Origin of the sequence: Streptomyces triculaminicus (genome assembly GCF_017349075.1) — a bacterium.
Classification (GTDB): Bacteria; Actinomycetota; Actinomycetes; order Streptomycetales; family Streptomycetaceae; genus Streptomyces; species Streptomyces triculaminicus.
In genome coordinates, this window is sequence record NZ_JAFMOF010000002.1 from 1,071,948 (window position 1) to 1,093,021 (window position 21,074).

The 21,074-nt window shown below is 73.5% G+C and carries 21 protein-coding genes and 2 pseudogenes; 13 read left to right on the top strand and 10 right to left on the bottom strand.

The genetic code is table 11. The features are described from left to right. Positions 1-10: 10 nt before the first annotated feature. Positions 11-1,126 carry a WD40/YVTN/BNR-like repeat-containing protein gene (locus J1792_RS14860; RefSeq protein ID WP_086570747.1) on the bottom strand — a complete coding sequence of 372 codons (1,116 nt, stop codon included), beginning with the start codon at positions 1,124-1,126 and terminating at the stop codon, positions 11-13. 245 nt (positions 1,127-1,371) lie between these two features. On the opposite strand from J1792_RS14860, the gene J1792_RS14865 reads away from it, so the two are divergent. The 5 genes and pseudogenes from J1792_RS14865 to J1792_RS14885 all read left to right on the top strand — a co-directional run bounded on the left by J1792_RS14865 (position 1,372) and on the right by J1792_RS14885 (position 6,829). Continuing rightward, positions 1,372-2,403, top strand: coding sequence for a 3-oxoacyl-ACP synthase III family protein (locus J1792_RS14865; RefSeq protein WP_207247418.1), 1,032 nt, complete (start codon positions 1,372-1,374; stop codon positions 2,401-2,403). Then, positions 2,400-2,672, top strand: a pseudogene (locus tag J1792_RS34075) (glycosyltransferase family A protein); the annotation flags it as partial. The gene J1792_RS14865 and the pseudogene J1792_RS34075, both read left to right, overlap by 4 nt. 179 nt (positions 2,673-2,851) lie before the next feature. Further along, a complete protein-coding gene (locus tag J1792_RS34080; protein ID WP_242646298.1) occupies positions 2,852-3,175 on the top strand; it encodes a hypothetical protein in 324 nt (107 codons plus the stop codon). 49 nt (positions 3,176-3,224) lie between these two features. Further along, positions 3,225-5,903: an AMP-binding protein gene (locus J1792_RS34085; RefSeq protein ID WP_307842991.1), complete on the top strand. Its 2,679-nt coding sequence runs from the start codon at positions 3,225-3,227 to the stop codon at positions 5,901-5,903. Beyond that, positions 5,900-6,829: an NAD-dependent epimerase/dehydratase family protein gene (locus tag J1792_RS14885; RefSeq protein ID WP_207247420.1), complete on the top strand. Its 930-nt coding sequence runs from the start codon at positions 5,900-5,902 to the stop codon at positions 6,827-6,829. The genes J1792_RS34085 and J1792_RS14885 overlap by 4 nt, the downstream gene beginning before the upstream one ends. Positions 6,830-6,871: 42 nt before the next feature. Here the strand turns inward: J1792_RS14885 and J1792_RS35780 are convergent, their stop codons facing one another. Continuing rightward, on the bottom strand, positions 6,872-7,237 hold the full coding sequence (locus J1792_RS35780; protein ID WP_372446108.1) for a hypothetical protein: 366 nt from the start codon (positions 7,235-7,237) through the stop codon (positions 6,872-6,874). Continuing rightward, a complete protein-coding gene (locus J1792_RS14890) occupies positions 7,234-7,923 on the bottom strand; it encodes a questin oxidase family protein (protein ID WP_372446109.1) in 690 nt (229 codons plus the stop codon). Before J1792_RS14890 ends, J1792_RS35780 begins: the two co-directional genes overlap by 4 nt. A gap of 230 nt (positions 7,924-8,153) precedes the next feature. Here J1792_RS14890 and J1792_RS14895 point away from each other — a divergent pair, with 230 nt between their 5' ends. The 3 genes from J1792_RS14895 to J1792_RS14905 all read left to right on the top strand — a co-directional run bounded on the left by J1792_RS14895 (position 8,154) and on the right by J1792_RS14905 (position 11,294). Continuing rightward, a complete protein-coding gene (locus J1792_RS14895) occupies positions 8,154-9,119 on the top strand; it encodes a GlxA family transcriptional regulator (protein WP_307842993.1) in 966 nt (321 codons plus the stop codon). A 148-nt stretch (positions 9,120-9,267) separates the two neighbouring features. Next, positions 9,268-10,494: a cytochrome P450 gene (locus tag J1792_RS14900; RefSeq protein ID WP_207247421.1), complete on the top strand. Its 1,227-nt coding sequence runs from the start codon at positions 9,268-9,270 to the stop codon at positions 10,492-10,494. 152 nt (positions 10,495-10,646) lie between these two features. Then, entirely contained in the window at positions 10,647-11,294 is a 648-nt protein-coding gene (locus J1792_RS14905; RefSeq protein ID WP_242646299.1) for a VC0807 family protein, read from the top strand. Positions 11,295-11,375: 81 nt separating this feature from the next. Here J1792_RS14905 and iscX read toward each other — a convergent pair whose 3' ends face one another. Continuing rightward, entirely contained in the window at positions 11,376-11,570 is a 195-nt protein-coding gene (iscX, locus tag J1792_RS14910; RefSeq protein ID WP_086573971.1) for a Fe-S cluster assembly protein IscX, read from the bottom strand. 98 nt (positions 11,571-11,668) lie between these two features. Here iscX and J1792_RS14915 point away from each other — a divergent pair, with 98 nt between their 5' ends. After that, positions 11,669-13,087 carry a flavin monoamine oxidase family protein gene (locus tag J1792_RS14915; RefSeq protein WP_179199071.1) on the top strand — a complete coding sequence of 473 codons (1,419 nt, stop codon included), beginning with the start codon at positions 11,669-11,671 and terminating at the stop codon, positions 13,085-13,087. Between the two features lie 31 nt (positions 13,088-13,118). Beyond that, positions 13,119-13,870: pseudogene (locus J1792_RS14920) on the top strand (acyltransferase). Positions 13,871-13,917: 47 nt separating this feature from the next. On the opposite strand, the gene nadE reads toward J1792_RS14920, so the two are convergent. Continuing rightward, positions 13,918-14,748 carry an NAD(+) synthase gene (gene nadE, locus J1792_RS14925; RefSeq protein ID WP_086569219.1) on the bottom strand — a complete coding sequence of 277 codons (831 nt, stop codon included), beginning with the start codon at positions 14,746-14,748 and terminating at the stop codon, positions 13,918-13,920. Positions 14,749-15,122: 374 nt separating this feature from the next. Here nadE and J1792_RS14930 point away from each other — a divergent pair, with 374 nt between their 5' ends. Both J1792_RS14930 and J1792_RS14935 read left to right on the top strand, forming a co-directional pair. Next, positions 15,123-16,295, top strand: coding sequence for an amidase (locus J1792_RS14930; RefSeq protein ID WP_207247422.1), 1,173 nt, complete (start codon positions 15,123-15,125; stop codon positions 16,293-16,295). 194 nt (positions 16,296-16,489) lie between these two features. Beyond that, positions 16,490-16,936, top strand: a complete 447-nt coding sequence (locus J1792_RS14935; RefSeq protein ID WP_086569221.1) for a hypothetical protein — start codon at positions 16,490-16,492, stop codon at positions 16,934-16,936. Between the two features lie 74 nt (positions 16,937-17,010). Here the strand turns inward: J1792_RS14935 and J1792_RS34090 are convergent, their stop codons facing one another. The 5 genes from J1792_RS34090 to J1792_RS14960 all read right to left on the bottom strand — a co-directional run bounded on the left by J1792_RS34090 (position 17,011) and on the right by J1792_RS14960 (position 20,291). Beyond that, complete coding sequence (locus J1792_RS34090; RefSeq protein ID WP_242645921.1) at positions 17,011-17,361, bottom strand: hypothetical protein; 351 nt, start codon at positions 17,359-17,361, stop codon at positions 17,011-17,013. Between the two features lie 356 nt (positions 17,362-17,717). Then, positions 17,718-18,320, bottom strand: coding sequence for an aldo-keto reductase family protein (locus J1792_RS14945; RefSeq protein WP_207247423.1), 603 nt, complete (start codon positions 18,318-18,320; stop codon positions 17,718-17,720). A gap of 221 nt (positions 18,321-18,541) precedes the next feature. Next, the gene (locus J1792_RS14950) at positions 18,542-19,381 is read right to left on the bottom strand and encodes a helix-turn-helix domain-containing protein (protein WP_207247424.1); all 840 of its coding nucleotides are present in this window, start codon (positions 19,379-19,381) and stop codon (positions 18,542-18,544) included. A gap of 6 nt (positions 19,382-19,387) precedes the next feature. Then, complete coding sequence (locus J1792_RS14955) at positions 19,388-19,912, bottom strand: DUF6879 family protein (RefSeq protein ID WP_086569225.1); 525 nt, start codon at positions 19,910-19,912, stop codon at positions 19,388-19,390. Continuing rightward, entirely contained in the window at positions 19,890-20,291 is a 402-nt protein-coding gene (locus J1792_RS14960; protein WP_086569227.1) for a hypothetical protein, read from the bottom strand. The genes J1792_RS14955 and J1792_RS14960 overlap by 23 nt, the downstream gene beginning before the upstream one ends. A 241-nt stretch (positions 20,292-20,532) precedes the next feature. Here J1792_RS14960 and J1792_RS14965 point away from each other — a divergent pair, with 241 nt between their 5' ends. Further along, entirely contained in the window at positions 20,533-20,967 is a 435-nt protein-coding gene (locus J1792_RS14965) for a glycine-rich domain-containing protein (protein WP_086569229.1), read from the top strand. The last annotated feature ends 107 nt before the right edge of the window (positions 20,968-21,074 follow it).

A 21,074-nucleotide genomic window follows, 5' to 3' on the forward strand; every position in this document is an offset into this window, starting at 1 on the left:
TGACGCTGTGTCAGTCGACCCGTACCTCCTCCAGGCCCAGGTACATCACCGACGGCCGGGCGGGGTGGAAGGCGATGGAGGAGATGCCGTCGTGGGCGTTGTGGGTTTTGGTGACCTTCCCGGTGGCCGCGTCGAGGCGGTAGAGGTCGGTGCCGTAGCCGGAGAAGTACGTGCCGTACTCGAAGTAGAGGACGTTCGCGTCGGCCGGGCTCGGGGCCAGCAGCGTGCTGTTGGTGAGCTGGGTGTCCGCGGTGTCGTCGACGACCCGGGTGAACGTACGGCCGCCGTCCGCCGAGCGGTACAGGTGCCGGCCCTCGCCGGCCCGGCCCGGCCCGTTCTCGCCCAGGTCGAGGCCCAGGCCGTAGACCACCGAGGAGTCGGCGGGGGAGACGGCGACGTCGAAGAGGTTCGCCGAGCCGCCGGCGGCCAGGCCGGTGGACGGCTTCCAGGTGTTCCCGCCGTCGGTGGTCACCTCGCCGCCGCGCACCATGGCGCCCGCGACGGCGTGGTCGAGGTCGGCGCGGTCGAAGGTCACGGAGTACACGCTCGCCCCGCCGCCGAACGCCGCCGTGCCGACGGGACGCCAGTGGGCGCCCGCGTCGGCGGAGTGGTAGAGCCGGCCGTCGCGCCCGGCGACGCGCAGATGGTCCGGGCGGGCCCGGTCGGTGCCCACGCCGACGATGTCCGCGGTGGGCGACGGCAGGCGGGTGACGGTCCGGCCGTCGACGCGGGCCAGGTAGCCGCCGCCCATCTCCCAGGCGAAGGCCCGGCCCCCCTTGGCGGCCGCCAGGCGGGTGGACCCGCTGCCGAGCGCGGCCACCCGGTTCCAGGTGCAGCCGGCGTCGGTGGAGCGCTGGAGTTCGCCGTCGCGGGTGGCCAGCAGGGTGCCGGGGGTGTCCAGCGCGACCAGGCCATGGGTGTAGCTGGTCCGCTTCAGCGTTCCGGTGGTGGGCGCGAGGCTCGCGCCGTCGTCGGTGGTGAAGGTGACCCCGCCGTCGCCCACCACGCGGCCGCAGGACGGGACGGGCCACGCGGCGGTGTCCGCGCCGGCAGCCGGGGCGGCGGTCGGGGCGGCGAGGACGAGGGCGGCGGCTGCCGTGGTGACGGCGGCACCGAGGCGCTTCATGAGCTCTCCCTTGTGAGGCATGAGACGTGAGGCGGGGGGTGATGTCGGGTTCGACGATCACGTTCTATCCCGTCGATCCTCCGTCACAGAACGCGATGAAGCGTCAAAGTTCCTGGCGTGAAAGGCCCTTGCGAAAAAATCCGGGCTCCTGCGTGCGATGACGGACCTCGCTGCGCGATCTCCCCAGTCGCATATGAGTACGAGTACTCACGCCCGTCGCACCGCGCGGCACCGAAGCTGAACCCATGTCCAAGCACAGCGAGACCGGGGTCCGGCCCGGCGGCGGAGTCGGCATCACCGCCACCGGGTCGTACCTGCCCGAACACGTCCTGACCTCCGACCGACTGCAGGAGGAGGTCGCCCGCGCCGGCGGCCTCGCCCTGCCCCCGGGACTCTTCGAGCGGGCGACCGGCATCGCCACCCGGCGCGTCGCGGCGGACGACGAGTACGCCTCCACCCTCGCCATCGGCGCCGCCCGCAGTGCGCTCGCGTCGACCGGGCTGGACGCCCTCGACATCGACCTGCTGGTCTACGCCTCCGCCACCCGCGACGTGGCGGAGCCCGCCACCGCGCACATCGTCCAGGACGGGCTCGGCTCGAGGGCCCACGCCCTGGACGTCTCCAACGCCTGCAACAGCTTCGTCAACGGCATCGACACCGCCCGCGCCCTGATCCTCGCCGGCCGCGCCCGGCGGGCCCTCGTCGTCACCGGCGAGACGCCCAGCCGCGCGATACGCCGCGCCCCCGCAGGCCCCGCCCAGTTCCGCGACGGCTTCGCCGGCTACACCTTCGGCGACGCCGGCGCCGCCGTCGTGCTCGAGCCGGTCGCACGCGGCGGCATCCTGGACACCGGCACCGAGACCCACTCCGAACACTGGGCGGTCGGCGGCATCTTCGGCGGCGGCTCGCGCCACCCCCGCTCCGAGGAGCACACCTACTTCCACGGCGACGGCCGCACCCTGCGCGAGGTCTTCGAGAAGAGCGGCACCGCCGTCCTCGACCGCATGCGCCACCGCACCGGCCTGGACTGGGACGACTTCGCCCGGATCCTCGTCCACCAGGTGACCGTGCCCTATCTCGAACGCTTCGTCGAGCTCACCGGCGTCCCCGCGGACAAGCTCGTCCTGACCGTCCCCGAGCTGGGCAACATCGCCAGCGCCACGCTCGGCGTGCAACTGGACCGGATCCACCACGAACTCCTCCCCGGCGACCGCGTCCTGTTCGTCGGGCTCGGCGGCGGCACCAGCGTCATGACGCTCGTATGGGAGAAGTCATGACCGCTCCCGATCCCGCCCCCGCCCCCGCCGGACTGTGGGTCGTGGTCCCCGCCCACCAGGAGGAGGCCCGCATCGACGGCACGCTGCGCGCCCTCGCCGCCCAGCACGACCGCGACTTCACGCTCGTCGTCGTCGACAACGCCTCCACCGACGCCACCGCCCGCATCGCCCGCGCCTTCGCCGCCCGCGCCCCCTTCCCCGTCCACGTCATCGAGGAGAAGGAGAAGGGCGTCGGCTGCGCCGTCGACACCGCCTTCCGCTACGCCATCGAACGCGGCGCCGTCCACCTCGCCCGCACCGACGCCGACTGCCTGCCCCGCCCCGGCTGGACCGCCGCCGCGCGCGCCGCCCCCTCACCGCCGCCGGCCCCGGCGGGGCGCTGGTCTGCGGGCGCGTCGACGCCCGCCGCGACGAGCACGGGCCGCTGGGCCGCGCCGCGTTCCGCACCATGGTCCGGGCCGCCGCCCTCTTCGGCCGGCTCCGCCCCGCCCACGCCCGCCGCCACGGCTACCTCGCCCCCTACCGGATGCACGCGGGCAACAACATGGCCGTCACCTCCGGCCTGTACCTGCGCGTCGGCGGTATGCCCCGCCGCCCCTCGCCCACCGACCGGACCTTCCTCAACCGGGTGCGCCGCCACACCACCGCCATCACCCACTGCGGCGCCATGGTCGTCGAGAACTCCACCCGCCGCCTGAAGGCCTACGGCCTCCTCGGCACCGCCCGCTGGTACCTCGACAAGGGCTGCGGCCCCTGGGGAGGACCCCGCTGATGCTCGACCACCTGGACTCCACCCTGCGCCGCGACCCCACCGCCCCGCGGTGCTGACCACCACCCGCAGCGGCGCGGTGCGCGTACGCGCCACCCGGGGCGACCTCGCCGACCTCGCCGACGGCTGCGCCGCCGCCCTGCGCGCCCGCGGCCTGCGGCCGGGCGACACGCTCGGCGTCGCCGTACGGCCCGGCCCGCGCGCCCTCGCCGTCCTCCTCGCCGCCGACCGGCTGGGGCTGCGCGCCGCCGTCCTGGACCCCGGCGCCGGACCCGACGTGCTCCGCGCCCGCCTCGCCCTGGCCCGCCCCTCCCTCGTGCTCGCCGACGCCACCGCCCAGGCCGTCGCCGGCTGGGCCCGCCCGCTGGCCCGCCGCGCCCGCCTCGCCCTGCCCCACCTCGCCGAACTGGGCCCGGTGGCCACCCTCGGCCCCCGGCTGCCCGGCTGCGCCCCCGCCCTGGACCTGGGCGCACCGCGCACCGCCCTGCCCGCCCGGCCCACGGGCGACGCCGACGCCGCCGTCGTCTTCACCTCCGGCACCACCTCCCGGCCGCGCGCCGTGGTCCACACCCGCTCCTCCTTCGCGGCCGGCATGGCGGCCGTCGGCGCCCTCGTCGACCCCCGCCCCCACCGGCCCGTCCTGGGCGGCACCTTCTTCGTCCTCGTACCGTCCCTCGCCCAGGGCGCCCCGGTCGCCCTGCCCGCCCGCTCGCCCCGGGTGCTGGCCCGCCAGCTGGCGAGGCTGCGTCCCCAGGCCACCTACCTGACCCCGCCCCAGCTGCGCGCCGCCCTCGCGGCGGACGCCCGCTTCACCGGCGGCGTATGGACCGGCTCCGCGCCGGCCGGGGCCGAGCTGCTCACCCGCGTCAAGCGGGCGGGCGCCGCGCGGGCGTGGGGCGTGTACGCCCTGACCGAGCTGTTCCCCGCGGCCGCCGTGGAACAGGAGGAGAAGGCCGCCTTCGCGGGCGACGGCGACCTCGTCGGCGCCCCGCTGCCCGGCGTCCGGGCACGGACCGACGACACCGGCGAACTGCTCCTCGCCGGACCCGCCGCCCGGCACCGCTACCTCGGCGAGGACCCCGACCCCTGGGTGCGCACCGGCGACCGCGGCCGCCTCGAGGACGGCCGCGTCGTGCTCGCCGGCCGGTGCAAGGACATGGTGCTGCGCGGCGCCGAGAACATCTACCCCGGCCTGTACGAGCCCGCCCTGCACGTGCCCGGCGTCGAACTCGCCGTGCTCGTCGGCGTCCCCGCCGAGGACGGCGACGAGCGGCTGGTCGCCCTCGTCCAGCCGCGCCCCGGCACGGACCCCCGCACCCTGCGCGCCGCACTCGCCGCCCCCTGGCCCGCATGGGCACCGCCCGCCCCGACGCGGTGCTCCTGGCGGACATCCCCTGTCGGGCCGCTCCCGCAAACCGGACCGCGAGGCCGCCGCCCGTTGGGCGGCGTCCCGGCTGACGCCGCGACGGACGGGCGGGACCGGCGGCGGCCGGAGGGGAGGGGTGTGATGACGACGGACACCCGCTGTTCGCCGCCGGGTTCGGGCTGCCCCGTCGCGGCCGGCGCCGCGGCCGGCGCCGTGTCGGAGCGGCGGTGGACGGGGGCCGCCGCCGACCCCTCGGCCACCGCCGCCGCCCGGCGCCGCGACCGCCGGGTCTATCTGGCCGCGCACCCCGTCCTCTTCGCGCTGCTCGCGGCCTCCCGCCGTGGGCCCGTCGTCCGTGTCGGCCGGAGCGTGCTCGTCCACGATGCCGGCGCGTTCCGCGAGGCGCTGACGCGGGTGCCGCTGGACCGGGAGGCCGCCGGTACGACCGGCCGGGCGGCCCGGTCGGCCCTCGGCCGCGCCGACGCGCCCGCCGGCGGGGTGCTCTTCGACCAGCAGGGCGCGGGGCACCGGGCCGCGCGGCGGGCGCTCGCCGACGACCTGTCATCGGCGGGAGTGGAGCGCCTGCGGCCGGTGTGGACCGCCGTCCTCGCCAGGCGCCTCGCGCCCCTGGCGGCGGGCCGCCCGGTCGACCTCGTGCCGGTGGCCCGGGAGGTGGCCGGTGCCACCGCCGCCGCCCTGCTGGGCACGGACGCCGCCCCCCTGGCGCTCGCCGAGGCCGCCGGGGACGCGGCGTACGCGGCCGTACGGGACCACCTGCCCGGCCCGCCGTGGTTCCGGCGGCGTGCCACCGACGAGCCCGTGGCCCGGCTGCGGGCCCTGCTCGGCGACGGCGGCCCGGCCGGGGACGACGCGGCGCGGGCGATGCTCGCGGTGGCGGCGGTCACCACCGTCGTCGCGGCTCTGCCGCGCGCCGCGGCCTGGTGCGCCGACGCCGCCTGGTGGGACCGGGCCGCGGCCGAGGGCGGGCGGACCGTGCTGGTGGACGAGCTGCTGCGGGTCACCGCACCCTCCCCGCTGCTGCCGCGCGTCGCCGCCGGAAGCGGCGTGGTGGGCGGGCGCCCGGTGCGGGCCGGGGACCGGCTGCTGCTCGTCGCCCGCCACGCCGTGGGCGCCCACCGCGACGATCCCGACCCCTGGCGGCCGGCCGAACCGGCCGTCTCCCAGCTCGTCTTCGGCGCCGGGCCGCACGCCTGCCCCGGCGCCCGGCCGGCCCGCGCCCAGCTCCACGACGCGCTCGGCGCGCTGGCCCCGTACCGGCCCGTCGTGGTGCGCGCCCGCGCCGACCGGCGTGCCGCGCTGCCCGGCTGGCGTTCGCTCGTCGTCCGCGCGGGGGAGGGGTCATGACCGCGCCGCGCATCGCCGTGACGGGCGCGAGCGGATTCTGCGGCGGGCATATCGCCACCGCCGCCGCGGAGTTCGCCGACGTGGTCTGCGTGGGGCGCCGCCCGGGGCCCGTCGGGCGGCACGTTCCGTGGGACGCCGCGCGCGAGGCGCCCCACCTCGCGGGGGCCGACGTGGTGATCCACTGCGCGGCCGCCGTCGGCGACCCCGCCCCGGGCTCCCGCGCCGAGGCGCTCATGCGCGCGGTCAACGTCGACGGCACCGCCCGCCTGATGGAGGCCGCCGGGGGCCGCCCGGTCGTCTGGGTGAGCAGCGCCAGCATCTACGACCCGCGCCGGGACCGGTCCCTCGTCCGCGAGGACCACCCGGTCTCCGGTCACCTCAACGCCTACGGGCGTACGAAGGCCGAGGGCGAGCGCCTGGCGCTGGACGCCGGCGCGATGGTGCTCCGGCCCCGGGCCGTCTACGGCCCGGGCGATCCGCACCTGCTGCCCCGCCTGCGGGCCCGGGTGCGGGCCGGCCGTCTGCTGCTGCCCGGACCGGACGTACGGCTGAGCCTGACGGCGGTCGAGAACCTCGCCGACGCGGCTCTCGTCGCCGCCGGCTGGCCGCCGGGCGCCTACAACATCGCCGACGGCGAGGCGTACGCGCGCGACGCGACCCTGCGCGGCGTGCTGCGCGCCCACGGCGACAAGGTGACGATCCGTCACCTCCCGTACGGTGTCGCCCGCTTCGCGGCCCGCGCCGCCGAGGCGGCGGCGCGCCTGCGGCCGGGGGCCGAGGTCGCGCTGTCGCGCTACGCGGTCGACCAGCTCGCCCACCGGGTGGTCCTCGACATCACCAAGGCGCGCGGGTGCGGCTGGGCGCCGAGGCGGACGCTCGAGGACTTCCTGGCGGCCGTGCGCGCGGAGGCGCGGGGGCGCGGGTGAGGCCGGTCGGCCCACCCGGCGCCCCTCGACGTCCCGCGTCGCTCAGTCGTCGGCCTCGATCAGCCGTACGGCGTTGAGCGCTGCGGACAGGGCCCGGTCGTCGCCGTCCTTCGACGCGGCGGCCACGTCGAGCGCGGTGTCCGCGAACTTGATGACGTGTTCGTCGCCGTGCGCCACGGCCCGCTCGAAGACCTCCTCGGGGGTGAGGGAGGAGACGACGGGCGGGGGCAGGAGTTCGTCGGCCGCGTAGATGGAGGTGATCGCGGCGGTCGCCGCCCAGGCGACGGTGAGCGAGAGGCCCCACAGCTCCCGGGGGAGGGCGGGCAGGGTGCGCAGCACCGCGTTCGGGGCGGTGGCGGCGTGCACGAGCATGACGGGCCCGCCGTGACCGTGGGTGGCGTAGCTCAAGGTGGCGGCGCGGACCAGGTCGGCGAGCCGGTCCCGGACGGCGTCCGGGTTCTCGGGAACGTACAGCGACTCGGCGGCCCCGAGCCAGCCGGGGGTGGTGGGCAGCTGGTCGTAGCCGCGCTGGGGCAGCAGGTTCCGCTCGGCGACGCGGGGGAGGGCGGCGATCGCGTCGGCGGGGGTGTGGCGCGGCCGGAGGGGGTGACGGTGACGGGCAGGAGGGTGTGGCGGGCGGCCCAGTAGCCCAGGGCGCAGGCCAGTTCGGACAGGCGGGTCGCGTCCTCGCCGTCCCGCAGGAGCGCGCGCACGGCGTGGCCGACGCGGATGACGGGGTGGGTCGCGGCGCCGGCGATGCCGGGCAGCAGGCGGGGCCACCATTCGGTGAGGACCTCGCGCCAGGGCCGTTCGGCGATGCGCCGGGAGAAGTAGCCGGTCCAGTCGGTGACGCGGGCCGTGTCGCCGAGCGCCTCCCGCCAGTCGTCGTCGCCGATGGGGGTGCGGGCGGGGGGTAAGTCCTCGAGCCTGGTCTCGTAGGCGTCGAGCCAGCGGTGGACGGTGGGGGCGTGGCCGTTGCGGACGAGCGCCTCCACTGCCATGGGGCCGTGGTTGCTGAGGTAGCCCTGGAACTCGGGGCCCGACCGGTGGAGACGCTGCAGGGCTTCGTCGAGGGTGCCGTTCGTCGTGTCCATGGCCCGAGGCTAGGCTTCCGGCCGCCGCCCGCGTAACGGTCCTGGGCCCTACACCGCTGGTCGTACGGTCCGCGGCCCGGGTCGAAGGACGTAGGACCAGCCGTGCGTTCGCCCGCGCGGCGGGCGGGGCGTCCCCGGGCGGACGCCCGGCGCGGCCGGTGTGATCAACCTACGGATCGGCCCGTCGTGTCCCCGGTGGCAGGTGCGCGCCATCACCTACCGTTCCCGGCGTGAGAATTTCCGTGCTGGTCATGGACCGTGTCTTCGACTCCGGGCTCTGCGCCGTGCTCGACGTCCTGCGGACGGCCAACGAACTGCGCGGGGAACTGCCGCAGCCCCCGCCGCCGTGGCGGGTGAGCTGCGTCGGCGAGGGCGGCCCGGTCCGTACGGCCGCGGGCCATCTGGTGGAGGCGGTCGCACCCGGGGCGGCGGGCGGCCCCGACGCGGTGGTGGTGCCCGGCGTCGGACACACACGGGCCGAGCCGCTCGCCGCCTGGGTCGACTCCGCCGAGCGGCGGCCCGCGCTGGACGCCGTGCGGCAGGCCCACGCCGACGGCGTGCCGCTGGCGGCCGCGTGCACCGGGACGTACCTGCTCGCCGAGAGCGGGGTCCTCGAGGGGCTGCCGGCCACCACCAGCTGGTGGCTGGGGCCGCACTTCCGCCGGCGCTACCCCGGCGTGATCCTCGACGAGACCCGCCTGCTCACGCACGCGCCCGGCATCACCACCGCCGGGGCCGCCATGGCCCACCTGGACCTGGCGCTCGGCCTGGTCCGCGAGGCCAGCCCCGTCCTCGCCGACCTCACCGCCCGCTACCTCCTGATCGACAGCCGGACCGGCCAGGCCGCCTACGCCGTGCCCGGCCACCTGGCGCGCACCGACCCGACCGTCGGCGCGTTCGAGCGCTGGGTGCGCGAGCACCTCGAACAGCCGCTGCGGATCGCCGAGGCGGCCCGCGCGCTGGGCACCGGCGAACGCACCCTGCAGCGCGCGGTGGACCGCGTGCTGGGTGTCTCGCCCCTGCGCTTCGCCCAGCGCGTCCGCCTGGAGCAGGCCGTGCACCTGCTGCGGACCACCACCCTGCCGACGGACGCCGTCGCCCGCCGGGTCGGCTACGAGAACGCCACCACGCTCACCACGCTGCTCCGGGAGCGCCTGGACACCACCCCCGGCCGGGTGCGCCGGCGGCCGCTGTGAGCCCGGCCCTCACCCCTGCGGGTGTAATCCGCCGTCATCGGGACAAGCACCACCACAGCGGGAATACCCACCTTGTACGGGGCTGTCCGCTGTGCGGCCCATGACCGGTTCCGGCGGGACATGGCCGGCACGAGACGGGGAGCGACCCATGACCGAGGAAGCCTGTCCGGCCCGGCAGCGGACCGGTGAGGTGGTCCACGACTGGCCCGTGGACCACCTGCCCGGCCTGGAGTTCGACCCGCTCCTGCACCGCCTGCTGCGCGAGGAGCCCGTCGCCCGCATCAGGATGCGCTTCGGCGAAGGGGACGCCTGGCTGGTCACGCGGTACGAGGACGTCAAGACCGTCGCCGCCGACCCCCGGATGAGCCGCGCCCTCACCGTGGACCGGCCGGTCACCAGCATGACCCCGCACGTGGTGGCGCCCGCCGGCGGCATCGGCCGCACCGACCCGCCGGACCACACCCGGCTGCGCCGCCTGGTCGCCCAGACCTTCGGCCGCAAGCGGGTGGAGGCCCTGCGCCCCCGGGCCCAGGAGCTCGCCGAGCGCATGACCGGCCGGATGCTGGACCAGGGCCCGCCGGCCGACCTGGCGGAGCACCTCACCGGGCCGCTGCCCGCCCAGCTGATCGGGGATCTGCTCGGGGTGCCGTCCCACGACATCGACCGGCTCCAGGCCTGGCGGGGCGTCATCCTCTCCAGCAGTCACTCGCAGCAGCGCGGCGACGCGGTCAAGCGCGAGATCGCCGACTACTTCCGGGGGATGGCCCGGCACCGCACCGAGCACCCCGGCGACGACCTCTTCAGCGCCCTGGTGGCCGAACAGGCCGAGGGCGGCCTCAGCATGCCGGAGCTGATCTCGCTCGCCGTGATGCTGGTGCTCAACGGCATGGACGCCGTGCGCAACCAGGTCTCCAACATGGTCTACGCCCTGCTGACCCACCCCGAACAGCTCGAGAAGCTGCGGGCGGAGCCCGCGCTGCTGCCGCAGGCCGTCGAGGAACTGCTGCGCTTCATCCCGCACCGCAACGGCGTCGGCCTGCCGCGCATCGCCACCGGCGACCTGGAGATCGGCGAGAGCGTCATCCGCGACGGCGAAGTGGTCTACGTGTCCTACCTCGCGGCCAACCGGGACTCCACCGTCTTCACCGAGCCCGACCGGCTCGACCTCTCCCGCGACGAGGCCCCCAACCTGTCGTTCGGTCACGGCGCCCACTACTGCGTCGGCGCGATGCTGACGCGCATGGAGGCCGAGGTCATGCTCTCCACGCTGCTGGAGCGCTTCCCGCGCCTTCGCCTGACCGCCTCTCCCGATCAGATGAGATGGCGTCAGGGGTCGATCAACCGCGGTCCCGAGGAGCTGTGGGTGAGCTGGTGACGTACCCGGCGTAGCGGGAGTTGCCCGGAAGCGGATCTTCCCCCTATGGTCCGTGCGGTTTGCTTTTTGATCTTACTTTCGGGGGACTTGTGTCTGCTCAGCCGTCAGCGCCGGAACGGCGCTTCGGTGCGACCACCGCACTCAGCTGGATCGTGTCGATCGTCTTCAACGTCGTACTGCCGATCATCACGTACAACCAGCTGACCGACCACGGCTGGGGCGACTTCTCCGCCCTCGCCGTCTCCAGCCTGTGGCCGGTGGCCGACACCGTCGTGTACCTGCTCTGGCACCGCAGGCTCGACGAGTTCGCCATCATCACGATGATCTTCATGGCGCTGACGCTCGTCGTCACCGCCATCGGCCCGCACTCCACCCGGCTCCTGCTGGTCAAGGATTCCGCCATCACCGGCCTGTTCGGCGTGGTCTGCCTAGTCAGCCTGGCCACTCCGCGGCCGCTGATGTTCTTCATGGGCCGCAAGTTCGGCACCGACGGCACCAAGGAGGGCGTCGCCCACTGGAACGGGATGTTCGCTCGGTTCCCGGGCTTCCGGAAGACACTGAAGACGATCACGCTCGTGTGGGGTGTGGGCTACGTCGTCGAGGCGGCGGCGCGCATCGCCCTGTCCTACGCCCTGTCGACGGACGCCATGGTCGGCGTGAACTCCGTCCTGTCGTACGGCATGCCCGTCGTCCTGATCACCTGGACCATCACCTACTCCAAGCGCGCCCGCGCCAAGGGGGAGGCCGCGACGGCCGCCGCTGCCGCCGCCGAAGCGGAATCGGCGCCCGCGGCGGCGTGACCCCGCCGCGCCCGGGAGACCGGCGCCCCGGAGGACGGCATCAGCCGCCCGCCGGGGCGCCGGCGTTTTCTCATCCGGTTCTCATCTGGCTCTGTCGCTCCAGGCCAGCTGAATCGACTCCAGGATGCGCGCGTTGCACAACGTGGGGTCGTCGGTGAACCCGCTCAGCGCGGCCACGCGGTCGCGGATCTCCGTGGGCTTGACCCCGAGCGGCTTGGTACCGGGGTGCCGTGCGGCGAGATCCGCCGCAATCTGTTCGATGTCAGTCCATCGCATGGCCATGAGTGTGTCCGAACGGGCGTGCCAGGTCCAGGGTGCCGTCAGCCCTGCGACCCATGGCCGAAGCGGCCGAACGGCCGGTGTGTAATGGGGACATGCCCGTACGACTCCCGCCCGCCCCGGACGGCCCGGCCGCTGCGCGCCCCGCCGGTACCACCACTCTCGTCGTCGGCGCCGGCATGGCCGGGCTCTTCGCCGCCCGGGAACTGCACCGGGCCGGACACTCCGTCACCGTGCTGGAAGCACGGGAGCGCACCGGCGGCCGGCTGTGGAGCGAGGACTGGGAGGGCGTGCGCATCGACCTGGGCGCGTCCTGGATCCACGGCGTCGACGGCAACCCGGTCACGGAACTCGCCGAGGAGGCCGGCGCCCCCACCGTCGTCTACGACGTCGGCACCCTCGACTTCGACTACGACACCCCCCGGGGCGTCACCGCCTACGCCGCCGACGGGCGCCGCCTCACCCGCACGGAGGCGCTCGAGCGGGAAGCCGACGAGGAGGCCGCGGCGTACGAACTGGCCGCCCGCGCCGAACGCGCGGACCACCGCGCCTCCGCCGCCGACGCCCTGCGCGGCGTGCTGAAGGGCGGCGTGCTGAAGGGCGGCGGCCTCGCCCCCGAGCGCGCCGCGCGGGTGATCGAGGCGCGCGGCCGCATGGTGGAGGACGACTGGGGCGCCGGCCTCGAGGAACTCTCGCTCGCGTTCATGTTCGAGGGCCAGGACTTCACGGGCCACGAGGTCGTCTTCCCCCAGGGCTACGACCGCCTGGCCGCCCACCTCGCCCAGGGACTGGACGTGCGCCTCGGCCACCACGTCACCCACGTGGACCACAGCGGCCCCGGGGTGCGCGTCCACACCGCCGGCCACGGAACGTTCACCGCCGACCGCGTCCTGCTCACCCTGCCCCTCGGCGTGCTCAAGGCCGGCACCGTCACCTTCGCCCCCGCCCTCCCCGCCCCCAAGCGCCACGCCATCGAACGCCTCGGCATGGGCGTCTACGACAAGCTCTACCTGCGCTTCCCCGAAGCCTTCTGGGACGACACCGACCTGATCCGCCAGGAGGGCACCCGCCACGGCGCGTTCGCCAACTGGTTCGACCTCCGGCGCGTCCTCGGCGTCCCCGTCCTGGCCACCCTGGCCGGCGGACCGGTCGCCCGCCGCCTGGAGACCCTCGACGACGCGGCCCTCGTCCGCGAGGCGCTGGCGTCCCTGCGCGGCATCTACGGCGACGCGGTGACCGAGCCCGTCGCCCACCGCCGCACCCGCTGGGCCGCCGACCCCCACGCCCGAGGCTCCTACTCCTTCCCCGCCGTCGGCACGCTCCCCGGCGACCGCCCCGCCCTGGCCGCCCCCGTCGGCGACCGCCTCCACTTCGCGGGCGAGGCCACCACCGGCGACTTCCCCGGCACCGTCCACGGCGCCCTGATCTCCGGCCGCGAGGAGGCCCGCCGCATCCTGCGCGCCACTGCGTACGGGACGACGCGTGGGGCGAAGATCACAGGTCAGGGCGGGTAACGGGCGGCGGCGCGCTGAGTACGGTGAGCGGGTGCCGACACAGCAGAACCTGTTCTCCAGCCTCGCCGCCCTCAGGCGCCGAGCCGTCTCCCGGGCCGTTCACCGCGGCGCGCGCTGGGTACGCGAGGCCGGCGCCGTCAGCGCCGAGCGCCCCGGCCCGTACCGCTTCCGCGCCCTCGGCACCGGTACCCGGCTCGCCTTCCCGCAGGGCACCGTCTTCGGCGAGGCGTGGATCGAGCTGGGCGAGCACTGCATCATCGGCCAGGGCGTCACCCTCACCGCCGGCATGATGCCCGACCTCGACCTCGGGCAGGACACCGTCGTACGCCTGGGCAACGGCGTCGTCCTCGGCCGCGGCAGCCACGTCGTCGCCGAGGCGCCGCTGACCATCGGCGACGACTGCTTCTTCGGCCCCGGCGTGTACGTGACCACCACCAACCACAGCTACGACGACCCCGACGTGCCCATCGGCAAGCAGTGGCCCCGCAGCGCGCCCGTGGAGATCGGCCCCGGCAGCTGGATCGGCACGGGGGCGGTCATCCTGCCCGGCGCCCGGCTGGGCCGCAACGTCGTCGTCGCGGCCGGCGCGGTCGTACGCGGTGAGGTCCCCGACCACGCGGTGGTCGCCGGCGCCCCCGCCAGGATCGTCCGCACCTGGAACCGCGACACCGGCTGGCAGCCGCCCCTGCGCACCCCCGCCCCGGCCCCCTCCCGGAGGGCCTGACCGCCGAGCAGCTCAAGGGCCTCGCCCACCTCGAAGCGGCGACCCTCGACCACGACTGACGGCCGAGGGCCTGCTTGGCGGTCCTCAGGGAGGTCTCAGGGGGTTCTCAGGGGGCGATGGGCAGCTGACGCTTGTGGTCGGTGAGGCGGTAGCGGTTGACGATCGTCTCGAAGGCCCGCTCGTCCACCGGCTTGCCCTCGAGGAAGTCGTCGATGTCGTCGTAGGTGACCCCGAGCGCGTCCTCGTCGGCCTTGCCCGGGTCGAGGGTCTCCAGGTCGGCCGTCGGCGTCTTCCACACCAGCTCGGCGGGCGCGCCCAGCGCGTCCGCGACCGCGCGCACCCGGCGCTTGGTCAGGCCGGTCAGCGGCACCAGGTCGGCGGCGCCGTCACCGAACTTGGTGAAGAAGCCGGAGACCGCCTCGGCGGCGTGATCGGTGCCGACGACCAGACCGTTGTGCGCGCCGGCCACCGCGTACTGGGCGATCATGCGCTGCCGGGCCTTGATGTTGCCGTGCACGAAGTCCTCGTGACGGGCGTCGCGGAAGCTCACCCCGCCGGCCCGCGAGGCCTCGAGCGCGGCGTCGCTCGCGGGCTTGACGTCCACGGTCAGCACGTGGTCGGCCCGGATGAAGGAGAGCGCGAGCTGGGCGTCGTGCTCGTCGGCCTGGACCCCGTAGGGCAGCCGCATCGCGTAGAACCGCGCCTCGTGCCCGGCGGCCCGGGCCCGCTCGACGGCGAGCTGGCACAGCCGGCCGGCGGTGGTGGAGTCCACGCCGCCGCTGATGCCGAGCACGAGGGAGCGCAGACCGGTCGAGGTCAGCCGCTCGGCGAGGAAGGCCACCCGGCGCTCGATCTCCCGCTCGGCCTCGAAGATCTCGGCGACCTGGAGTTCCCGGGCGATCTCCTGCTGCAGGGCCATGGACGCCGGCTCGCTCACGTCTGCTCCTTGTTTCCGGTTCACGATGTGCTGTGGCACCACCCTACCCAGGCGGTGCGGGCGGGCCAGGGGCGGGCGGTGAACGTACGGGCGGCCGAGGGGCCGCCGAACCGGATGCCGGCGGACGACCGGCCGTGAAATGATTCGATCATGGTTTTCGGGGCCGGCACCGGGCGGGCCCCGTGTTCCGGGCAAAGGACGAGCCCACCGAACCTCGGGCGCCGTGGCATCGGCCGACAGCCGACCGGGGGCGTCGCCCACGCCACGGAAGCGGTGGACGCCGCGGTCCGCCCCCGGCGTACGACCTGGACAGCCCGTACGCCTGGCAGGACGGCTGGCGACGAGTGGAGTGGACCTCCTGGAACGGATCCTGTGTGCTTACCCTGACCGACTACACGACTCTGTCCGCCACCCGGATCGCCGTGGCCGTTCAGGCCGGCGAGCTGTCCGCGCGTGAGGTGGTGGACGCCGCCCTGGCCTGCGTCGAGGAACGCGACGGAGTCGTACGAGCCTTCCGCCGGACCTGGCCCTCCCATGCCCGGGAACGCGCCGCCGAGGTCGACGCGCAGATCCGCCGGGGCGTCCGGCTCCCGCTCGCCGGAGTGCCCCTCGGCGTCAAGGCCGGCGAAGGCCTTGACGCGTTCCAGAGCACCCGCCTGGCCTCTGCCGGGTGCGTGCCCATCGGCGCCACGTCGGTTCCGCACCGTGGCGGCGGCTGGCAGACGTACGGCCACACCGACCGAGGGCCCACCACCAACCCCCTCAACCCCGACTGGTCCCCGGGCGGTTCCTCGGCGGGGTCGGCGGCCGCCGTGGCCGCCGGCATGGTTCCGCTCGCCACGGGGTCGGACGGCGCCGGGTCCGTTCGTATCCCCGCCGCGTGGTGCGCCATCGTCGGGCTCAAGCCGACCAACGGCGTGCTCCCCGCCCGCGATCGCGCAGGCCTCAACACACCCGGCCCCCTGGCCCGCCACGCCCACGACGCCGCCGCGTACCTACGGGCCCTCACCGGGCACCAGGACCTCGCGCCGGCGTCGCCCCGCTCGGTGGGCTGGTCGTCGACGCTCGGGTTCGCGGACACCTCGCCCGCCGTCGCCGACACCGCACGCTCCGCCCTGCGGCGTCTCGTCGGGGCCGGTCTGCTCGCCCCCACCGACATCGCCGTGCGCCTGCGCGATCCCGCGCCCGCGTGGAGCGGCCTGCGGGACGCGTCGCACGGCGCGTCCCCGGCCGTGACAGAACTGATCAGCGATAACGACGGGCACCTGCGGGAGATCTTCGCCCGCGTCGACGTCCTCGCCACCCCGACGACGCCGCACCCACCCCACGGCCACGAAGGCCCCGGCCCCCGCATGAGCGTGGCTCTCACCTGGGCCTTCAACATCAGCGGACACCCGGCCGTCACCCTCCCCGCCGGCACGACACCCGCCGGGGAACCCGTCGGCCTCCAGCTCGTCACCCGCCACGGCGGCGAGCGTCTGCTTCTGCATCTGGCGGTCGAGGCCGAGAAGGTGTTCTTTCCGGCCCGTTCCGTCGGCCTTCGCTGAGCCGACAGCGCACGGACGGCCGGCGAGCCAGGGCCAGTGCGCCGTATTCGCAATCGTGATCGAGCAGTCCGCGCCGTAATGGACTTGGCGGCTTCTTGTCCTGTTCCCGGGGCGGACCGGCCATGAGGGTGGGTCCTGCGCCGCCGGTGGCCTGTCGGCGGCGGAAGCGCACCGCGAGAGAGGGAGTCCCGCACATGCCTCCGATCCCGGTCCGTCCTGGCATCTACAAGATCCACGCTCACATCATCGGCCCGTCCGCCGTGCTGACGGCCACGGAACACGCGACCAAGCACGGCGCCCCGGTCATCACCGACCGTCTGCAGCCCCTCCCGATCGAGCAGGAGTGGATCATAGAGCCCGCCGAGCCCGTCCCGGGTGCGCCCTATGTGATCCGCCTCGCTTATCACGAGGAGGCGGGCATCGTGAGTCCCGAGGACAGGCTCTGGGTCAACAGCGTTCCGCGCGCCGAGTTCGCGAAGTTCACGTTCGAGTCGGTCATCGGCGGGGTCAAGATCTTGTCGGACAAGGGACTCGCCCTCCGCGCCGGCCACCGCGGCGCGCAGATCGAGCTCGTCCCGCCGAAGCCCGAGTTCCAGGAGACGTGGACCCTGGAATTCGTGAGGCCGATCAGCGAGGACTAGCCGAGGAGTTCACGGGGCGACCGGGCGCAGCCGGCCCGGTCGCCCCATGCCCATGCGGGCGCACGGGGGCGCAGTCAGGCGCTGACCTCGGAGTGCACTGGGACGGGCGGGTGCACTCCGGTGAGGGCCTCCGCGCGGGCGACGAGTCGGGGCGCAAGGTCGGGGTACCAGCCACGGGCTACGGCTTGCAGCATCTCCGCCAGGGCCGCGAGCTCACCGATTCGGCCGGCGGGGGTGTCGAGGACCGCTGCGAACTCCTTTCGGATGCGAGCGGCTACGTCGGGAACGAGCAGGCTGCTGGCGTGGAGGAGTCCCGCGTCATAGCCGAAGGGCACCAGGCCCCACCGCTCCCAGTCCAGCAGGCACAGGGGCGCGGCGGTGAGGTTGCCCCAGTGCAGGTCACCGTGACCGGTTACCCGCTCCACCGTGATGGGGCCGGGATACCAAGGAACTGAGGGAAGGCCCGTTCGATCCACCCGTCCCGGACGGTCGTCTTCACACCCTCCGCTTCAGCGAGCAGGGCAAGGGCTTGGCGAAGGTCGGCCCACCACTCATCCGGCAGCTCCGGGTCGTGATCGATGTCGGCCCGGTCCGGGGACACGATGGGCTGCGTGAGGTAGTCGAGGACTTCGGCCTCGAAGGTCCACTCGCCGTCAGCCCAGTCGTTCGCTCGGCGTCCGAGGGTGACACCGAGAAATCCCCATGCCGGCGGCCCCGTGCAGGTGAGCCCAGTGCCTTGGCCGCCCGGCCGTGGGCGGCCACCATCAGGGCCTGTACCTCCTCATTCACAGGCGAGTTCATCCGATACCTTCCTGAGGTCCTGGGCTGTCAGAGGCGCAGCCAGAGCGTTGGCCGCATCGTCCCAGTGCTCGCGGGTGCTCGCGGAAGTCAGGACGACATCGAGGCCAGGGCACGAGCCGGCGGTCAGCAGAGCAGCCGCTGCGGCCGACAGGCCTGGGCGGATGAGGTTCACCAGTTCGGGTGTCATGGCATCGAGGAGTTCGCCGCCGTGCAGGGGAGCGGAGCCGAACGTGATCAGCCCCGCGTCCTTCGCCTGCACCAGCGGTCCGCCGCCGTTCAGGGCCTCCGTGATCGGGGCATCCATGATCAGGCTGACGGGCATCTGCAAGCCCGTGAAGTGGTGCTCGGCGGAACCTGCCGCCTGCCGGGCGAGAGCAAGTAACTCGGGAACGCTGAACGTTCCGGAAGTCAGGCCCGACCAGGTGGCGACCCCGTACCCGCGGATCCTGCGCGTATGGGCCAACTCTTCCAGCGCCGTGAAGGCTTCCCGTACACGCCGGTGCAGAGCGGCACGGTCAAGGCCGTGCCCGTGGTGCTCGGGGTTGTGCACGAAGACCAGGTCCACGCGGCCGAGCGCGGCCACCGACCGCTCCGTCTGCCAGCGGACGAAGCCCTGTTGAAGGCTGTGCCTACCGGCCGCCTCCTCTCGGGCGAGCACGCCGTCGGTCAGGGCTGTGCCGCCTTGTTCCTCCGTGGCTCGTCGCAACTCGGGTAGCTCGGGCGAGGGACTCGGGGGCGGCTGTGGAAGACAGCGGCCCTTTGACGAGTCTCGCGGGTCCTGCCCCTCGGCCTATCGGGCAGGGCCTAGTCCAAGTGTGCCAATGCTCTGGTGATGAGCGCTTTGGCGCGCTCGCCGTAGATAGCCGACCGCTTCAGGAGATCGAACGCTTTGGCGTACAGGGCAATTTCTCGGGGCTGGGTAACCGAGAACTCGGCAGAGTACGTCTCGACGAGCACAAGCTTGTCATCGAACATCGAGAAGGAGTTGCCGGGCCAGATGTGCATCACCGCGTCACGGGGGATGAAACCCAGGCTCAGGCGCGGCAGCCGCATGACTGCGAGAAGGCGGTCAAGCTGCCCACGCATGACGTCCTTCCCGCCGATGTTGGTGTACAAAGCCTGCTCGGACAGCAAGACGTTGAATATGCGGTCGCCCTGGTAGAGGTACTGCTGACGCTCCATCCGCTTGGCCACCGCGGCATCCGTGTCGTCGGGGATCTCGTAGAACCCGATCACCTGTTGAAAGGTCGCCGCAGCATATTCGGCTGTTTGGAGCGTGCCCCAGACCACCGTGGGGTGGAAGATGCGGAATACCCTGGTCTTGGAATAGACGGGCAGGGCCTTGCGTTGCCGCTGCTCGGCGCCGGTCTGAAGCTGGCGTCGCCACTCCAGCCACAGCTCCTCGATGTGCCGGACGGTGGCGATGAGGTCTTCGATCTGCTCCTCAGTGTTGGTCTTCTGGCACCAGAGCCGGATGTCGTCCTCGCCGGCGTTCTGCCGCCCGTTCTCAATGCGGGAGACCTTCGATTCCTGCCAACCCGTGGCTGCGGCGAATGCCCGGCCGCTGGAGAACCCCGCGTCCTTGCGGAATCCACGCAGCCGGGCGCCCAGGGCCTCGCGCGCCTCTTGTGCTCTGTTGCTCACAGTGGATCAGGGCTGGTATTGGCCGTGCGGGACGGCAAGTGACCAGAGCAGGTCCCGGACTTTGATGCACTCGGCGACCGTGGCGGGATCGTCCAGGAGTTCGGAGCCGAGGACTCGGCCGTCCTCACTGAAATGGCCGACGGCCAACAGCCGGTCGTCGTACAGCCACCAGTCGTTGCCGGTCAGGGGCAAGGTGGTGCTGTCGGGCACCGCGTGCCGGGGGAGCCACCGGATGTCCTCGCCGGCCTCGATGTTCAAGCGGGTCAGGGAATGCTCCCAGTGGACGTACTCCGAGTGCGGTTCGCTGATGACGCGGACCCGCCGCACGCTCTTGCCCTCACCCGTCACCCGCTTCATGAGCGCCATCCACGGGTCGAGCCAGGCGTAGTCGTCCGGCTCGCCGCGCTGCCAGCGCGCGTACGGGGTGTCCTCGACGGGAGAGCCGTAGTCGTCTCGTAGTTCGAGGTGGAAGGCGTCTCGCTCGAAGCTCTCGAAGAGCTTGTCGCGCTCAGCGCTGGTGATCAGGTCCACTGTTCTCCTCCAGCAGGGCCGTGATCGAGGACTTGGCGACCTCGATGCAGGTCTCGTAGTCGGGCATGCGCATCTGGCCCAGGGCCTCGGCGTCCGTCATGGCAGGTCCCTGAACGACGCATGTCCCCTGCTCGGTCACCAGCATGATCGGCGCTTCGAAGCGCCTGACCTTCCCTGAGGGATAACCATCCTTGGTCAGGTGCTCGAACAGCTCGGGTGGCACCTCCACGGCGGTGTGGCCCACGGGGACTTCCAGCTGTGTCAGCAGGTCGTGCGCGTAGACCTTCCAGCCCTGGACGACGTAGCTGTCCCGGTCGGTGGCGTACAGGGTGGGGCTGTCCCCAGGGGTGCTGTTCTTGCCGAGGAACCGTAGCTTCATCGTCGCTCTCCCGTCCGCTGCCTTGCGCCGGATTGCTCAGACAACCGATCGTCCGCGTGGCGAATCACCCCGTCAACCCATGTGCTGCAAACTCGCGCAATCTCTTGGGCGTTTGAGTCATGAGCTCCCTACGGTCGTCTGAGAACCCAAGCCCCCTCCCCGCTCGTCGTCGGCTCCGACAACGCCGCATCCGTCGGGCGGGGAGGGTTCCGCATGATCCGTTCGAGCTGGAGGTGCCCACGTGGGTACAGCAGTAGCGGTACGCGATCCGAAGGAAATTCTGGGAGAGGAAGTCTGGGACCGCGAGATCAAGCTCCTGGTCCGCGACAACCTCATGGACACGGTCATGGCCGGCCGACTTATGGGACAGGCCGTCGCCTACCTGATCACCGCCATGGAGACCATGGGCGAGGGTCTGGAGCTCGGCTGCGGAGAGCTCGTGGACACGGCAGTCCACGCGCTCATCCTCGACACGGCGAACTACGCCGAGTTCTGCAAGAAGTACAACAAGGGTGAGTTCCTCCACCACATCCCTGAGATCGAGCGCAAAGCCGACGGCACCGTCATGAGGACGGCGGCCGTGGTCGAGCGGCACGGGTTCGAGGTGGACTGGCCGCTGTGGGAGCGCGATGCCTCCACCTGCTCGCCTTGCACGCAGGGGACGAGCTGCCACTGACCAGTACGATCGCGTGAAGGCCGGCGGCACCCTCAGGGTGCCGCCGGTTCTCGTTCGAGGGAAGGCCGCGGAACCCCCATCCCTCACGAAGGCCCGGGAGTAGCGTG

Bases quoted from the DNA above. Each gene is read 5' to 3' on its own strand.
- J1792_RS14860 (WP_086570747.1), bottom strand. From the start codon at position 1,126: ATGAAGCGCCTCGGTGCCGCCGTCACCACGGCAGCCGCCGCCCTCGTC.
- J1792_RS14865 (WP_207247418.1), top strand. From the start codon at position 1,372: ATGTCCAAGCACAGCGAGACCGGGGTCCGGCCCGGCGGCGGAGTCGGC.
- J1792_RS34080 (WP_242646298.1), top strand. From the start codon at position 2,852: ATGGTCCGGGCCGCCGCCCTCTTCGGCCGGCTCCGCCCCGCCCACGCC.
- J1792_RS14885 (WP_207247420.1), top strand. From the start codon at position 5,900: ATGACCGCGCCGCGCATCGCCGTGACGGGCGCGAGCGGATTCTGCGGC.
- J1792_RS14890 (WP_372446109.1), bottom strand. From the start codon at position 7,923: ATGGACACGACGAACGGCACCCTCGACGAAGCCCTGCAGCGTCTCCAC.
- J1792_RS14900 (WP_207247421.1), top strand. From the start codon at position 9,268: ATGACCGAGGAAGCCTGTCCGGCCCGGCAGCGGACCGGTGAGGTGGTC.
- iscX (WP_086573971.1), bottom strand. From the start codon at position 11,570: ATGCGATGGACTGACATCGAACAGATTGCGGCGGATCTCGCCGCACGG.
- J1792_RS14915 (WP_179199071.1), top strand. From the start codon at position 11,669: ATGCCCGTACGACTCCCGCCCGCCCCGGACGGCCCGGCCGCTGCGCGC.
- J1792_RS14935 (WP_086569221.1), top strand. From the start codon at position 16,490: ATGCCTCCGATCCCGGTCCGTCCTGGCATCTACAAGATCCACGCTCAC.
- J1792_RS14960 (WP_086569227.1), bottom strand. From the start codon at position 20,291: ATGAAGCTACGGTTCCTCGGCAAGAACAGCACCCCTGGGGACAGCCCC.